The sequence below is a fragment of the Pseudomonas sp. zjy_15 genome (assembly GCF_043101865.1).
GTDB classification, from domain to species: Bacteria; Pseudomonadota; Gammaproteobacteria; order Pseudomonadales; family Pseudomonadaceae; genus Aquipseudomonas; species Aquipseudomonas putida_Y.
In genome coordinates this window covers 1-15,267 of sequence record NZ_JBICII010000023.1, presented here as the reverse complement: position 1 = coordinate 15,267, position 15,267 = coordinate 1, and the positions used below count along the sequence as shown (strand labels likewise).

The window sequence follows — 15,267 nt, the reverse complement described above, 5'->3', positions numbered from 1 at the left end:
GCGTCAACTGCGCAACAGGCTCTGCGAGCCGTTGCAGAACGCCTGCCAGGCCTGCTCCGGTGCCAGTGCCTGGCGCTGCTTCGCGGCTATCATCGATGCACTGAGCGCCGTACAGCGCTCGATCGCCTCAGCCCAGGCGCTTTCGTCGGCAACCGGCAGGTAGCCACCGGTGTCGCGCAGCTGTTCGCGGAACACCTCCAGGTCGCTGCACACCACCGGTACATCGGCCATCACCGCCTCTTGCACCACCAGCCCCAGACCCTCGGAACGCGAAGGCACCAATAGCCAGTCGAATGCCCGATACAGCTGCTGCAGGTCTTCGCGGTGACCGCGCAGATGAACACGCTCAGCCAGGCCCAGCGCGTTGATACGCTGCTGCAGCATGGCATGCTGCGGCCCCTCGCCAATGATCGCCAACTGCAAGCCCGGCTGCCGTGCACTGGCCCTGGCGAATGCTCCAATCAGCATTTCGAAGCCTTTACTCTCTACCAACCGCCCTACCGCACCCAGCATCACTCCAGCACCCTGAGGCAACCGCAGCGCCTGCCTGGCCTGGTCCCGGCTCAACAAAGGCTCGACGAATGCAAGCGGGTCAAGCGCCATGCGCAGCGTTTGCACCGGCCTGCCCAGGTCACACGCCAGCGACTCGGCCAAGGTCTGTGATACCGCTGCAATACTCAGACGCTCAGACGGAAACATCTGCAACAAGCGGACATCGCTGGCATGCAGACGCGTCTTGCCATGGAACAGTACCTTTGCACGCACGTGCGGAATGCGCTGTAACAACGGCAGCACCAACCGGGCGACACCAATACCATCGAGCAGCACGATTTCTGCCCCGGCCTCGGCCAGTGCCTTGCGCAAGCGCATGCGCAGCCACGGGCGCAGCAAGCGCCACAAGTGCCGCCCTTTGAGCGCACGTGACGGCATATGCCATTCCCGGGTCGAACCGAGCCCACAACAGAGCCCGCTTCCCAGCAACAGCCAGTTACTGATCCGGGCATCGGCACCCGCGTTCGACAAGACCTGCCGATGCACCTTGTGGATGGACATGTACGGCGTTCCACCCGCCCACATCATATTGACGATGTTCATGGGCCCTCTCCCGCTCAAGTCAGGTGGGACAGCGACTTCATTGAACAAAAATGGTGATTCCCATGCCGATCAAGGCACCCGCTAACAGCGTCAATGCCAGCTTCATCCGATCACGTTGACGACGCTTGGCCTTACGCTCCACCTCAATGGGCAAGGTCACGTGATTGCCAAAACCAGTGTGCAATACTGCATCACCCTCCAAGGTGACCGCTGTCAGATTTAACTCAGCGTAGCGACGGGAAAGCGCCTTTTCTCCAGCATAGGCGGCAAATGGCGCACAGCGCTGGTAATCGCTCAATCGGCGCAGCCCTGGGTTGAGCGAAAACGCCTGCCACTCGGCCTTGTCGGACAGCAGCGGATAACACGGCACCCCGGCGATCACCTGGCGATCGCCCAAGTGGATGTACGGGCTGTGGATAGCCAAGTCGTGGGCATGGCTGCGCAGCCACACCTGCAGCAGGTTGGGGCTGACATCCAGGATGGCCTGCGAGTCTTCGACAAAGCCTTGGCGGTAGAATTGCCAGTCGTCTTCGCAGTGAAAAATGTACGGTGTCTTGACGTGGCTGTAGGCCAGGTCGATAGACGGCAACTGGCCAAGTTTGGGCCGATTGACGAAAACCTTGCAATGCGGCTTCCAGTGTCCCGGTACAGCGGCATGCACAGCATCGTCGCCAGAGTCTTCGGTGATGAATACCTCGCGAATGGGCGCGGTGTTGTAGCGATCGAAACTCTCAAGGGTGTCTTTGAGCAGATCGAACCGCCCACAACTGGTCACGACGAGCGTGACATCACTCTCATTTGAAAAGCGCACCGGATTCCCTCCGCATTACGACTATCGGCCTTCAACGACCCGCTCCTGGGCGTGAAAGCTCTTGTTTAGATGCCCAGCTTCAGACGCAGCCGCTGCCATGCAGACAATGGCGGATGGGGCCTGAGCGCCGGGCGCATGTGGTCGACGATGCTACGTCCAACTGCGCCGAAACTAAAACGGGAAACCGCCAGATGGCGGCCATTTTCTGCAATCTGCCGGGCTAGCTCGGGGTCCGCGCGCAAACGACGGAGCTTCTCCTGAAGGGTCGGGATGTTGTCATAGAACACCACGTTGTGCATGTCCTGCAGGCCCAGCGCACGGTTCTCTTCCTCGCCCTGGTCGTATGCCAGCAACACACAGCCACAGGCCATGGCTTCGAAGTTCTTGATCATGTATTCGCCCATGCCGACATCGGCACTGACGAAGAAACGAATACGGTTGAGCGTGTTGCAGTAGTCCTCGCCCGACTTGGTGCGGGTTACCAACAGGTTCTCGACCTGCCCCAACTCGTCCAGCAGTGCCTTGCGGCCGCTATAGGCCACACTGTTGACGCTGCCGACAAAGGCCAGTTCGATATCACGTTCACGCTCTTGGTCGGTCAGCAACTGCTCGTCGTAGCCCTTGGGCACGAACACCGCGTCAAAACCTTCCTGGCGCAGGCGCTCGCTGACCATGTAGCCGGAGCTGATCACCCGCGCCCATGGCAACTGGCGGTAATGAGCACTGAACTTGCCGGTGTACTTGCACGGGATGTAGTTCTGGTAGGCGTCGTGCTCGAGAATCACCAGGTTCGGCACAGTGCGGATAAAGGCCACCTGACGGATCTCCTGCTTGAAACGCAGGAAGAACACGATGCGGTCATAGCGCTCGACTTGCACCTCACGCTTGAAGTAACGGCGCAGGTTGCGCTGATCCTGGCTGGTCAGCCAGCGCAGGTCGCACTCGCAGTTGGCCGCGACGCCATCGTACAGGCGGTCAAGAATGGCCCGCTGTTCCTTCTGCACCAGAAATAGGACTTTCATTGCTTTCCTTGGGCGCTCTGCGCCTTCGCGGTCAACCATGGGGTGTGCTTACAGCTCACGCCGCCAGAACAGCTCGTGTCGGCGCACGGCCTTGCGGAAGAATTCGTTCTCCCCATAAGGCGATGGCTGTCGCCCGGCAAGCCAGCGTTGCAGCACGCGGCGCAGGCGGCGCTTGAACGGTGCCGGCGGCTGCAGGTCGTGCATCATGCCCAAGGCCATGGCCTTGTCGCGCTGGGTCGCGCAATCCAGCACCAGGCTGCAGGGTGCCCAGGCCTGGGCAGCGCTCAATTGCGGCGGCAAGGCCACGCCATCGCCACTGTCGCCCATCGGCCAGCGGTCGTTATCGTGCAGGTGGTTCGCGTAACACAGCAAGGTTTTTGGCTGCCAGGCCATACCTTGCAAGGCTTCCAGCACTGCCGCCTGAGCGCAGATATGGTCCGGGTGGGGGTCTAGCTGCGGGTGGGGCATCACCAGCACCTCTGGCCTGGCCAGCTCCAGCAAGGCTCGCAGGTCGGCCAGCAGGTTGTGCCAGGTGGGTGCGCCATCACGGTCGCCCGGTAACGGGAACGGGTTGAACTGGCGGAACACGCGGATATCGGCCAGGTCGGCTTCACGTGAGGCCGCCGGCTGGTCGGGTGCGGCCTGCATGGCAGGCAGCTGCAGGCAGAAGTAACCCAGCTGTATGCAACGCGACTCCGGCACACCGGCCCAACGCGGCACGACGATGCTGTCCCAGGCACGCAGGCGCCCCTTCAGGCGCGCGGCCTCGGCCTTTGCCAAGCCCATCTGCTGATAGTGCTCGGCCTCTATCTCACCGGCGGTCAGAGTCACCACCCAGCTTTCATCCGCCTGGCTGTACAAACCATACGCGGCCAATTCGGCGTCGTCGGCATGTGGCGCGATCACCATCACCCGACGACGCTGCAACTCGACCGAAGGGGTTATCCACAGGCGCAACTGCCCCTGCAGCCGGCAATTCCGGCCGCGCAGTCGCAACGTACCGGCCTGCAGTGGTGCAGCAAGACCGGTCAGGTTAAGGAAGCGCACGCCATCGACGCCACGCTCGAACGTTTGCCGATCGGTCTGCTCGCCGGCCAGCAGCTCGACCCGAGGGTCGAGAAAGCGCCCCAACCAGCTGCTTTTGAGCCGCAGTTCAAGCACCAGGATTTCGTCACCTTGCAACGTGCACTCGGCCTTGAGCCAGCCATCGAGCAGGCTGGCAGGAACCTGCTGCGCCTGATCGCCGAAGTCGTATGCGTAGTCCTCGCCCGGCGCATAGAACAGATGGTCGGCAAACCAGGCCTCATGCGCAGCCCAGAGCAGCGGCAACAGCAGCAGTGGCAGCCACCACCAACTGAATACCCCGAGGGCGACCAGCGCAACCAGGCCCGCCAGCAACCCCAGGCGTTTGTTGCGCCGGTGGCGCTTGAGCAACTGCTGCTTGCGGCTCACGCTTGATACACCGGCACAGGGTTACACCAGCGGTCCTTGTACTCACGGTCAGCACGGCCGAACGAAAACCGCAGCGGCTTGTTGCGCGCCCGGGCGTCTTCCCAGGCGGCCTGGGTATTGAGGAAGCTCAGCACGCTGCCTGGGCTGAAGGCCTTGGTTTCAGGGTCGACGCCGCCATTGATGTACTCGACGCTGATCCACTCCGGCGCTTCGACCCGGTACACCAGCTGGATGGCAATCGACTTACCGTCCAGCAGCAACACCGAGCCGATCAGCAGCTCACGCAGGCGCTCCAGCACATCGGCCATACGCTCGGCACCGGTGGCAGGGAAGCCCCAGCGGCGCAGGAACAGGTCGCAGTACATGCTGGCGATTTCCTGAGCACTGAAGTCGCTGATCGGGCGCACCACACCACCCGCCTCTTCCAGCAGGCGCAGTTCACGGCGCTGGTTGTAGCGGAACTTCTTCGACAGGTCTTCAGGCGCCCGGGCCATGGCCAACTGCTCCTTCTGCGCCTTGAGACCGCTGAAACGGCCTTGGTTCAGCTCGGACAGGTAACGCACGGTATGGCGCAACGGCGCAGCGGCATCAGACGCCGCCGGCAGAATGATCTCGGCATTACCGAGGTCGAACAGGGCTTTCTTGCCAGCACGCTTCAGCACGTCCTTGGACAGCGCCAGGTGACGCCCCCAGGCCGGGATCGCGGCTTTCAGCTCGCCAGCCTGGTGCCAGCCCAGATAGCGCACCGGGATCTGCGCCAGATCCGCCAGTTGCTCGACCACCAGAGGATGGGTGGCGACACTGCCGCCAAAGCGCGCCCATGCCTCGGCATAAGCCTTGGCATCAATAGCTTGCCAACCGCGTTCGCGGAAGGCCTGGATACGATTGAGCATCAGGCCTGCCCCACCAACGCGCGCACCTGCGGGAGGTGCCAGAAGGCCTCGCGCACCGCCTGGTCAGAGAAACGCTCACGCAGGCGCTGCAGCATGTGGCTGGCACAGGCCTGGCGCTGCTCAGCCTCCAGTACGGCCATGTGCTTCAGGCCTTGGGCCAGCTGCGCGGCATCGCCCAGCGGGAACAGAACGCCAACGCCCTCGACCACTTCGCGGGCACCGCCACAGGCCGTGGCCAGCACCGGCACACCGGCAACCATCGCTTCGAGCAGGACCATGCCGAACGGTTCGTGATCGGAACTCAAAGCGAACACGTCGAACGCCTGGAAGTAACGGCGCGCATCCGGTACCTGGCCAAGAAAGTCGACTTGCCCGGCAATGCCAAGCTCGGCGGCCAATGCCTTGAGGCTGGCCTCCAGACGCCCCTTGCCGAGGATCGCCAGGCGGGCGCCGGCAGGCAGCCCCGGCAGTGCCTGGGCAAAACCGCGCAACAGGGTAGCCTGGTCCTTGTCCGGGTGCAGGCGCCCAACATTGCCGACGATCCACGCCTGAGAATCCAGGCCCAGGGCCTGGCGTGCATCAGCGCGCGGCACCAGCGCTGCTTGCAGGGCGTCGATGTCGATGCGGTTGTACAGGGTCTGGATGCGCTCGGCCGGCCACTGCGGCAAGCAACGGCGCATATCGTCACGTACCGCGTCCGAAACCCCCAACAGGCTCAGACGCTTGCTGAACAGGTTCGCGAACAGGCGGCGGCCTTTGCGCTGGTAGTCGCCAAAGGCATGGTGCACACCAATCACCGGCAGGCCGGTCCCCAGCAGGGCAACGTAGATCGGCTTGAAGCGATGGGCGATGCAGAAGGCGAAATTGCGCTCGGCCGCAATGCGCCGCAATGCGCGGATAGCGCCAAGTTTCAGGCCACGCACGGCCTTGGAACTGAACTCAAGGAACAGCACCTCGTCCGACGCACAGCCAGCCGCTACCTGCGCGTCGGCGGCGCCGGTGAGGAACACCGTGGTGACCTGATACCCACGCCCTTGAAACAGGCTGGCGTACTGACGGGCGCAGTCCAGGAACGGCCCGTCATAGCCATGGCAGAACTGCAGGATGCGCGGTTCAGAGCGGCTGGTCATACGGGGCCGCGCCGTCCTTTACAACCAGGATGTCTTCCATGATCAGGTACTGCAGGTCCGAGCCGAAGAACATGTTCAACGCATCGGTCGGCGAGCAGATCATCGGTTCACCACGACGGTTCAGCGAGGTGTTCAGCGACACGCCGTTGCCAGTCAGGTCTTCCAGTGCCTTCATCATGTCGTAGTAGCGCGGGTTGTACTCGCGCTTGAGCACCTGGGCACGCGAAGTGCCGTCCTCATGTACCACTTCCGGCACGCGGGTCTTCCACTCTTCAGCCACTTCGAAGGTGAAGGTCATGAACGGCGCGGGATGGTCGACCTTGATCATCTGTGGGGCGACAGTGTCGAGCATCGACGGGCAGAAAGGTCTCCAGCGTTCGCGGAACTTGATCTGGTGGTTGATGCGGTCAGCCACGCCTTCCACGCTCGGGCAACCGATGATCGAGCGGCCACCCAGGGCACGCGGCCCGAACTCCATGCGGCCCTGGAACCAGGCTACCGGGTTGCCATCGACCATGATCTGGGCGATTTGCTGCGGCATGTTCTCGAGTTTGCGCCACTTTGGCTGGTTCGGGTGACGGGCGCAGGCAGCGATCACGTCTTCGTTGGAGTACGACGGGCCGAGGTAGACGTGCTCCATCTTCTCGACCGGAACGCCACGGGCGTGAGAAACATAGGCAGCGGCGCCAACGGCAGTCCCGGCGTCGCCGGAGGCCGGCTGGACGAACAGTTCCTTTACGTCCGGACGGGCGATGATCTTCTGGTTGAGCTTGACGTTCAGCGCGCAGCCGCCGGCGAAGGCCAGCTTGCCGGTTTCACGCAGGGTGTCACCCAGATAATGGTCGATCATCTGCAACGCCAGCTTCTCGAACAGCGCCTGCATGCTGGCGGCGTAATGGATGTACGGCTCGTCGGCGATGTCGCCTTCGCGCTTGGGGCCCAGCCATTCGATCAGCTTTGGCGAGAAGTAGAAGCCCTTGCCCTTCTCTTTATAGCGGCGCAGGCCGATAACGTTGGCGTACTCGGTGTTGATGACCAGCTCGCCGTTTTCGAAGCTGGCCAGACGCGAGAAATCATACTTGCTGGCGTCGCCATACGGCGCCATACCCATGACCTTGAACTCGCCGTCGAGCATTTCGAAGCCAAGGAACTCGGTGATGGCACCGTAAAGGCCGCCCAGCGAGTCCGGGTCGAAGAATTCCTTGATCTTGTGGATCTTGCCGTTTTCACCGTAGCCAAAGAAGGTAGTGGCGTACTCGCCCTTGCCGTCGATGCCGAGGATTGCGGTTTTTTCCTTGAAGCCCGAGCAGTGATAAGCACTGGAAGCGTGGGCCAAGTGGTGCTCGACAGGCTCGATCTTGACCTTTTTCGGGTCGAAGCCCAGTTGCTCCAGGCACCAGACGATCTTCTTGCGATAGCGCTTGTAGCGACGGTTGCCCATCAGGATGGCATCGAGTGCACGATCCGGGGCGTACCAATAGCGCTTGGCATAGTGCCAACGCGCCTTGCCGAACAGGCTGATCGGGGCGAACGGAATGGCTACCACGTCGACGTCGGACGGCTTGATGCCTGCCTGTTCCAGGCAGAACTTCGCCGACTCGTAGGGCATGCGGTTCTTCGCATGCTTGTCACGCACGAAGCGCTCTTCTTCGGCGGCGGCAATCAGCTTGCCGTCAATGTACAGGGCCGCGGAAGGGTCATGGCTAAGGGCGCCGGACAGGCCAAGAATCGTCAATGCCAAGGGATTAGCCTCTTCATTCGGTAAAAATGCGCCATCGGCCGCTTGGGCGGATGGCGGCTAAAGGGCGGGATTATAACGCAAACATCGGGGGCACACCGCCCCCTTGTAGGAGCGGGTTCACCCGCGAAGCAGGCAACGCGGTGGATGGCACCGGCGTCGCCGGCGTTCGCGGGTAAACCCGCGCCTACAGGTTTACTCGGCGATCAGCCAGTCCATGCGGTAGCTACCAGCAGTCTGTGCCAGCTCTTTGGCCAGCCATGGCAACAGCTCCTTGAGCTCATCCTCCAGCCCCCACGGCGGGTTGGCGATGGCCAGGCCAGAGCCGTTCAGCCCCTGAGGGCTGTCCTGGTGATGCACATACAGCTCAACCCGCAACAGTTTCGGCGCGCCGGTGCTGGTCAGGTCCTGGTAATAGCGGGCCAGCGAACGCTGGTCCTTGATCGGGTACCAGATGGCCACAACCGTCTGGCGCATGCGGCCAATCGCCTCTTTCATGGCAGTGGTGCAGCGCTTGAGCTCATCGGCCTGCTCGAACGGCGGGTCGATCAGCATGATCGCGCGCTTTTCCTGCACCGGCAGCAAGGCCCGCGGCACATGCCAGCCTTCACCCAGGTGCACGGTCACGCGCGGGTCTTTTTTCATGTTTTCTTTGAGGAGCGGCCCGTCTTCGGGGTGTTTCTCGTTGAGCAGGGCGCGGTCCTGCTGGCGCATCAGGCGACGAGCCAGTTCGGGCGAACCCGGGTAGTAGCGCAGCTCGCCATCGGCGTTCAGGCGCTTGATGATGCGCAGGTAGTCGTCGGCCATGGCCGGCAGGTCATCGCGATTCCACAGGCGGGCTACGCCTTCCAGGTATTCGCCGGTACGGCTTGCCTGGTCACCCTGCAGGTCGTACAGGCCGAGCCCTGCGTGGGTATCGATATAGGCGAACGGCTGCTCCTTGCGCGACATCAGGGCAATGAGGCGGGTCAGCACAATGTGCTTGAGGACGTCGGCGTGGTTGCCGGCGTGGAAGGCGTGACGATAGTTCATGGCAACTCCTGCGGGGGTGGCAAGTTTACCTTGCCTTGCAGGCGGAGTCAGGCCTGGCTGCTGATTGGCGGCACCCGCAAAGCAGGCGCCGCCAATTCAACGGGTGTTACTTGTCGGCGTGATACGCCGCATCAGCAGCTTCGAAGCGCTTGACCATCGCCTGCGAAGGGCTGCCCAGCTTGCTCACCAGAACAATGGCGATGCTGGCGAACAGGAAGCCCGGGATGATCTCGTACAGCCCGAGGGTGTCGAAGTTCTTCCACAGGATCACCGTCAGCGCACCCACCACGATACCGGCCAGCGCACCGTTACGGGTCATGCCTTTCCACAGCACCGAGATCAGCACCACCGGACCGAAGGCAGCACCGAAGCCAGCCCAGGCATAGGCCACCAGACCCAGTACGCGGTTTTCCGGATTGGCAGCCATGGCGATGGCGATCAGGGCCACGGCCAACACCATCAGACGGCCGACCCACACCAGCTCGACCTGCGAAGCATTCTTGCGCAGGAAGGCCTTGTAGAAGTCTTCGGTCAAGGCACTGGAGCACACCAGCAACTGGCAGCTCAGGGTACTCATGACCGCGGCCAGGATAGCCGACAGCAGGACACCTGCGATCCATGGGTTGAACAGGATCTTGGCCAGTTCGATGAACACACGTTCGTGGTTCTCGCTTACCGGGCCTGCCAGCTCAGGATGGGCCGAGAAGTAGGCGATACCGAAGAAGCCTACAGCGCAGGTACCCGCCAGGCACAGGATCATCCAGGTCATGGAAATGCGGCGCGCCTTGGCGATCGACTTTACCGAATCAGCGGCCATGAAGCGCGCCAGGATATGCGGCTGGCCGAAGTAACCCAGGCCCCAGCCCATCAGCGAGATGATGCCGATGAAGGTAGCGCCCTTGAGCAGGTCGAAGTGTGCCGGGTTCACCGCCTCGATAGCGGCGAAGGTCTGGTCGAAGCCACCGGTGGCGATCAGCACGAACACCGGGGTGAGGATGAGCGCGAAGATCATCAGCGTGGCCTGCACGGTATCGGTCCAGCTCACAGCCAGGAAACCACCGATGAATGTGTAGGCGATGGTCGCCGCTGCACCCGCCCACAGCGCGGTTTCGTACGACATGCCGAAGGTGCTCTCGAACAGACGGGCACCGGCAACGATGCCGGAGGCGCAATAGATGGTGAAGAACACCAGGATCACGATGGCGGAAATGATGCGCAGCAGGCCACTATTGTCTTCGAAACGGCTGGAGAAATAGTCCGGCAGGGTCAGCGCGTCACCGTTGTGCTCGGTCTGCACACGCAGCCGGCCGGCCACGAACAGCCAGTTCAGGTAGGCACCAACCGTCAGGCCGACGGCGATCCAGACCTCGGACAGGCCCGCGAAGTAGATGGCACCAGGCAGGCCCATCAGCAGCCAGCCACTCATGTCGGAGGCACCGGCAGACAGCGCGGTGACCACGCTACCCAGGCTGCGACCGCCCAGAATGTAATCGGAAAGGTTCTTGGTGGCGCGATAGGCGGCGAAGCCGATCAGCACCATTGCTGCGATGTAGATCACGAAGGTGATCGTTAGTGGATTGCCCATGCGTGTGCCCTGGCGTTTGTTTTTATCATGCACAACCGCAACGATGGCGGTTGCACCCAGGCGGCGAATGCTATGCAACAACGCAAAGAAGGTGCAACCATTTTTCTTTTGCAAGTTGCACCTGCCCGTGCATTTTCCGACAAAGCCCATTTTTTGCTCCTTTTGGGAGTAAAAAACCGGTTTTTCAGAATAAATCGCACCGATAACGCCCCTTTTCAGGGTGAGGGAATGGCTATCGGACGAGTTGCACCTTCTACGAGAAAAATTCAGGTTGCACCTAGTTGCACCCGAATTGTCCTACAGCTACTCTTGATGCCAGCTTAGGCCACAACCGTGGCAATAACGAGGATAAGAAATGGCGACTACCACCCTTGGGGTCAAACTCGACGACCCGACCCGTGAGCGACTCAAAGCAGCTGCGCAGTCCATCGACCGCACGCCTCACTGGTTGATCAAGCAAGCGATCTTCAATTACCTGGAGAAGCTCGAGGGTGGTGCCACCCTGACCGAACTCAACGGTCATGCCAGCAACCCGGTCGACGATGCCGGTGAAGTCCAGGCCGACCACAGCCACCAGTGCTTCCTCGAATTTGCCGAGAGCATCTTGCCGCAGTCGGTACTGCGCTCGGCGATCACCGCTGCCTACCGCCGCCCCGAGCAGGAAGTGGTGCCAATGCTGCTGGAGCAGGCGCGCCTGAGCGCACCGCTGGCCGAAGCCACCAACAAACTGGCCGCAAGCATTGCCGAAAAACTGCGCAATCAGAAAAGCGCCGGCGGCCGTGCCGGTGTCGTCCAGGGCCTGCTGCAGGAATTCTCGCTGTCGTCTCAGGAAGGCGTGGCGCTGATGTGCCTGGCCGAAGCCTTGCTGCGCATCCCCGACAAAGGCACCCGCGATGCGCTGATCCGCGACAAGATCAGTACCGGCAACTGGCAGCCGCACCTGGGCAACAGCCCGTCACTGTTCGTCAACGCCGCCACCTGGGGGCTGCTGCTGACCGGCAAGCTGGTCAGCACCCACAACGAAACTGGCCTCACCTCCTCGCTCACTCGCATCATCGGCAAGAGCGGCGAGCCGATGATCCGCAAGGGCGTCGACATGGCCATGCGCCTGATGGGTGAGCAGTTCGTCACCGGCGAGACCATTGCCGAAGCACTGGCCAACGCCAGCCGCTTCGAGTCCAAAGGCTTCCGCTACTCCTACGACATGCTCGGCGAAGCCGCACTGACCGAGCAGGACGCGCAGAAGTACCTGGCGTCCTACGAGCAGGCCATTCACTCGATTGGCAAGGCCTCGCATGGCCGTGGCATCTACGAAGGCCCAGGCATCTCGATCAAGCTGTCGGCACTGCACCCGCGCTACAGCCGCGCCCAGTACGAGCGCGTGATGGAAGAGCTGTACCCGCGCCTGCTGTCGCTGACGCTGCTGGCCAAGCAGTACGACATCGGCCTGAACATCGACGCCGAAGAAGCCGACCGCCTGGAGCTTTCGCTGGACCTGCTCGAGCGCCTGTGCTTCGAGCCATCCCTGGCTGGCTGGAACGGCATCGGTTTCGTTATCCAGGCCTACCAGAAGCGCTGCCCGTACGTGATCGACTATGTCATCGATCTGGCCAAGCGCAGCCGCCACCGCCTGATGATCCGCCTGGTAAAAGGCGCCTACTGGGACAGCGAGGTCAAGCGTGCCCAGGTCGAAGGCCTGGAAGGCTACCCGGTCTATACCCGCAAGGTGTACACCGACGTGTCCTACGTGGCCTGCGCCCGCAAGTTGCTGGCCGTGCCAGAAGCCATCTACCCGCAGTTCGCCACCCACAACGCTCACACCCTGTCGGCCATTTACCACATTGCCGGGCAGAACTACTACCCGGGTCAATACGAGTTCCAGTGCCTGCACGGCATGGGCGAGCCGCTGTACGAACAAGTGGTTGGCAAGATTGCCGATGGCAAGCTGAACCGCCCGTGCCGCGTGTACGCACCGGTCGGCACCCATGAAACGCTGCTGGCCTACCTGGTGCGCCGTTTGCTGGAAAACGGCGCCAACACCTCGTTCGTCAACCGCATCGCCGACCACTCGATCTCCATCCAGGAACTGGTCGCCGACCCGGTGGTCAGCATCGAGCGCATGGGTACTCAGGAAGGCAGTATCGGCCTGCCACACCCGCGTATCCCGCTGCCGCGCGATCTGTATGGCACTGAACGGGCCAACTCGGCCGGCATCGACATGGCCAACGAACACCGCCTGGCATCGCTGTCCTGCGCCATGCTGGCCACCGCTCACAACGACTGGAAGGCTGCCCCGCTGCTGGCCTGCACCGCCAGCGAGAGCGCTGCCGCACCGGTACTGAACCCGGCGGACCACCGCGATGTGGTGGGCCACGTGCAAGAAGCCACCGTTGTTGACGTGGACAACGCCATCCAGTGCGCACTGAACGCCGCGCCGATCTGGCAGGCCACTCCGCCAGCCGAGCGCGCTGCCATTCTGGAACGCACCGCCGACCTGATGGAGGCAGAAATCCAGCCGCTGATGGGGCTGCTCATCCGCGAGGCCGGCAAGACTTTCGCCAACGCCATCGCCGAAGTGCGTGAAGCCGTGGACTTCCTGCGCTACTACGCGGTGCAGGCACGTAACGACTTCAGCAACGACGCCCACCGCCCACTGGGTCCGGTGGTGTGCATCAGCCCATGGAACTTCCCGCTGGCGATCTTCACCGGCCAGGTGGCCGCAGCCCTGGCTGCCGGCAACCCGGTATTGGCCAAGCCTGCCGAGCAAACCCCGCTGATCGCCGCCCAGGCCGTGCGCCTGCTGCTGGAAGCGGGCATCCCCGAAGGTGTGTTGCAGCTGCTGCCAGGCCGCGGTGAAACCGTCGGTGCCGGCCTGGTCGGAGACGAGCGCGTCAAAGGCGTGATGTTCACCGGTTCCACCGAAGTAGCCCGCCTGCTGCAGCGCAACGTCGCTGGCCGTCTGGACAACCAGGGCCGCCCGATCCCGCTGATCGCCGAAACCGGCGGCCAGAACGCGATGATCGTCGACTCCTCGGCACTGACCGAACAGGTCGTGATCGACGTGGTGTCCTCGGCCTTCGACAGTGCCGGCCAGCGTTGCTCGGCCCTGCGCGTGCTGTGCCTGCAGGAAGACTCCGCCGACCGCGTAATCGAAATGCTCAAGGGCGCCATGGCTGAAAGCCGCCTGGGCTGCCCGGACCGCCTGGCCGTGGACATCGGCCCGGTGATCGACGCCGAAGCCAAGGCCGGCATCGAGAAGCACATCCAGGGCATGCGCGAGAAAGGCCGCTCGGTCTACCAAGTCGCCATTGCCGATGCTGCCGAGATCAAGCGCGGCACCTTCGTCATGCCAACCCTGATCGAGCTGGACAGCTTCGACGAGCTGAAGCGCGAAATTTTCGGCCCCGTACTGCACGTTGTGCGCTACAACCGCCGCAATCTGGACCAACTGATCGAGCAGATCAACAACTCCGGCTATGGCCTGACCTTGGGCGTGCACACCCGCATCGACGAGACCATTGCCAAAGTGGTGGAAACCGCCAATGCCGGCAACATGTACGTCAACCGCAACATTGTGGGTGCAGTGGTAGGCGTGCAGCCGTTCGGTGGTGAAGGCCTGTCCGGCACCGGCCCGAAAGCCGGCGGCCCGCTGTACCTGTACCGCCTGCTGTCGACCCGCCCGGCCGACGCCATTGGCCGCCACTTCCAGCAGCAGGACGGCGAAGGCACGCCGGACCGCACCCTGCACGAACAGCTGGTAAAGCCGCTGCACGGCCTGAAGGCTTGGGCCGAGAACAACCAGCTGGCCGACCTGGCCGCGCTGTGCAGCCAGTTCGCCAGCCAGTCGCAGAGCGGCATCGCCCGCCTGCTGCCAGGCCCGACCGGCGAGCGCAACAGCTACACCATCCTGCCGCGTGAGCACGTACTGTGCCTGGCCGACAACGAAACCGACCTGCTGGCGCAGTTCGCCGCAGTCCTGGCCGTTGGCAGCTCGGCGGTGTGGGTTGACGGTGAACCGGGCAAGGCCCTGCGCGCCCGCCTGCCGCGTGAGCTGCAGGCCAAGGTGAAGCTGGTCGCGGACTGGAACAAGGATGAAGTGGCGTTCGACGCCGTGATCCACCATGGCGACTCGGACCAGCTGCGCGGCGTATGCCAGCAGGTAGCCAAGCGTGCCGGGGCGATCGTTGGGGTGCACGGGCTGTCCAGCGGTGATCACCAGATTGCGCTGGAACGCCTGGTCATCGAGCGCGCGGTGAGTGTGAACACTGCAGCGGCAGGCGGTAACGCCAGCCTGATGACCATTGGCTAATGGCTGAGGGTTGTTGAAAAAAAGGAGAGCCTCGGCTCTCCTTTTTTTATGGGTGCCTGTCCCGAAGCAGGGGCTGGACACAGGCCGTCGTAGGAGCGGGTTTACCCGCGAAAGGGCCGGCCCTGCTGGCCAATCTCCACCCGCCGTTCACCGTTGCCGCCGCTACCGTATTCGCGGGTAAACCCGCTCCTACACCGGAT

Annotated in this window: 11 protein-coding genes; 2 read left to right on the top strand and 9 right to left on the bottom strand. The window is 62.7% G+C overall.

Going from position 1 to position 15,267, the window contains the following annotated elements; translation table 11 throughout:
* Positions 1-3: 3 nt before the first annotated feature.
* The 9 genes from ACF8EF_RS03235 to putP form a co-directional block, all read right to left on the bottom strand.
* A complete protein-coding gene (locus ACF8EF_RS03235) occupies positions 4-1,095 on the bottom strand; it encodes a glycosyltransferase (RefSeq protein WP_392460963.1) in 1,092 nt (363 codons plus the stop codon).
* Between the two features lie 37 nt (positions 1,096-1,132).
* Complete coding sequence (locus ACF8EF_RS03230; RefSeq protein ID WP_176683109.1) at positions 1,133-1,906, bottom strand: glycosyltransferase family 2 protein; 774 nt, start codon at positions 1,904-1,906, stop codon at positions 1,133-1,135.
* Positions 1,907-1,971: 65 nt separating this feature from the next.
* On the bottom strand, positions 1,972-2,928 hold the full coding sequence (locus ACF8EF_RS03225; RefSeq protein WP_392460962.1) for a glycosyltransferase: 957 nt from the start codon (positions 2,926-2,928) through the stop codon (positions 1,972-1,974).
* 48 nt (positions 2,929-2,976) lie between these two features.
* Positions 2,977-4,380 (bottom strand): PIG-L family deacetylase, encoded by a 1,404-nt coding sequence (locus ACF8EF_RS03220; protein WP_176683107.1) that lies wholly within the window; start codon positions 4,378-4,380, stop codon positions 2,977-2,979.
* Positions 4,377-5,273: an antimicrobial resistance protein Mig-14 gene (locus tag ACF8EF_RS03215; protein ID WP_176683106.1), complete on the bottom strand. Its 897-nt coding sequence runs from the start codon at positions 5,271-5,273 to the stop codon at positions 4,377-4,379. Before ACF8EF_RS03215 ends, ACF8EF_RS03220 begins: the two co-directional genes overlap by 4 nt.
* Positions 5,273-6,403, bottom strand: coding sequence for a glycosyltransferase (locus tag ACF8EF_RS03210; RefSeq protein ID WP_176683105.1), 1,131 nt, complete (start codon positions 6,401-6,403; stop codon positions 5,273-5,275). Before ACF8EF_RS03210 ends, ACF8EF_RS03215 begins: the two co-directional genes overlap by 1 nt.
* The gene (locus tag ACF8EF_RS03205) at positions 6,387-8,144 is read right to left on the bottom strand and encodes a carbamoyltransferase (RefSeq protein ID WP_003249431.1); all 1,758 of its coding nucleotides are present in this window, start codon (positions 8,142-8,144) and stop codon (positions 6,387-6,389) included. The genes ACF8EF_RS03210 and ACF8EF_RS03205 overlap by 17 nt, the downstream gene beginning before the upstream one ends.
* A gap of 192 nt (positions 8,145-8,336) precedes the next feature.
* Complete coding sequence (locus tag ACF8EF_RS03200; protein WP_176683104.1) at positions 8,337-9,173, bottom strand: 23S rRNA (adenine(2030)-N(6))-methyltransferase RlmJ; 837 nt, start codon at positions 9,171-9,173, stop codon at positions 8,337-8,339.
* Positions 9,174-9,279: 106 nt separating this feature from the next.
* A complete protein-coding gene (gene putP / locus ACF8EF_RS03195; RefSeq protein ID WP_176683103.1) occupies positions 9,280-10,758 on the bottom strand; it encodes a sodium/proline symporter PutP in 1,479 nt (492 codons plus the stop codon).
* A gap of 27 nt (positions 10,759-10,785) precedes the next feature.
* On the opposite strand from putP, the gene ACF8EF_RS03190 reads away from it, so the two are divergent.
* Both ACF8EF_RS03190 and putA read left to right on the top strand, forming a co-directional pair.
* The gene (locus ACF8EF_RS03190; protein ID WP_176686030.1) at positions 10,786-11,082 is read left to right on the top strand and encodes a hypothetical protein; all 297 of its coding nucleotides are present in this window, start codon (positions 10,786-10,788) and stop codon (positions 11,080-11,082) included.
* Between the two features lie 31 nt (positions 11,083-11,113).
* Entirely contained in the window at positions 11,114-15,067 is a 3,954-nt protein-coding gene (gene putA, locus ACF8EF_RS03185; RefSeq protein ID WP_176683102.1) for a trifunctional transcriptional regulator/proline dehydrogenase/L-glutamate gamma-semialdehyde dehydrogenase, read from the top strand.
* Positions 15,068-15,267: the final 200 nt, after the last annotated feature.

Coding starts and splice junctions, on each gene's coding strand:
- putP (WP_176683103.1), bottom strand. CDS start 10,758: ATGGGCAATCCACTAACGATCACCTTCGTGATCTACATCGCAGCAATG.
- ACF8EF_RS03190 (WP_176686030.1), top strand. CDS start 10,786: ATGCACAACCGCAACGATGGCGGTTGCACCCAGGCGGCGAATGCTATG.
- ACF8EF_RS03235 (WP_392460963.1), bottom strand. CDS start 1,095: ATGAACATCGTCAATATGATGTGGGCGGGTGGAACGCCGTACATGTCC.
- ACF8EF_RS03215 (WP_176683106.1), bottom strand. CDS start 5,273: ATGCTCAATCGTATCCAGGCCTTCCGCGAACGCGGTTGGCAAGCTATT.
- ACF8EF_RS03225 (WP_392460962.1), bottom strand. CDS start 2,928: ATGAAAGTCCTATTTCTGGTGCAGAAGGAACAGCGGGCCATTCTTGAC.
- putA (WP_176683102.1), top strand. CDS start 11,114: ATGGCGACTACCACCCTTGGGGTCAAACTCGACGACCCGACCCGTGAG.
- ACF8EF_RS03200 (WP_176683104.1), bottom strand. CDS start 9,173: ATGAACTATCGTCACGCCTTCCACGCCGGCAACCACGCCGACGTCCTC.
- ACF8EF_RS03210 (WP_176683105.1), bottom strand. CDS start 6,403: ATGACCAGCCGCTCTGAACCGCGCATCCTGCAGTTCTGCCATGGCTAT.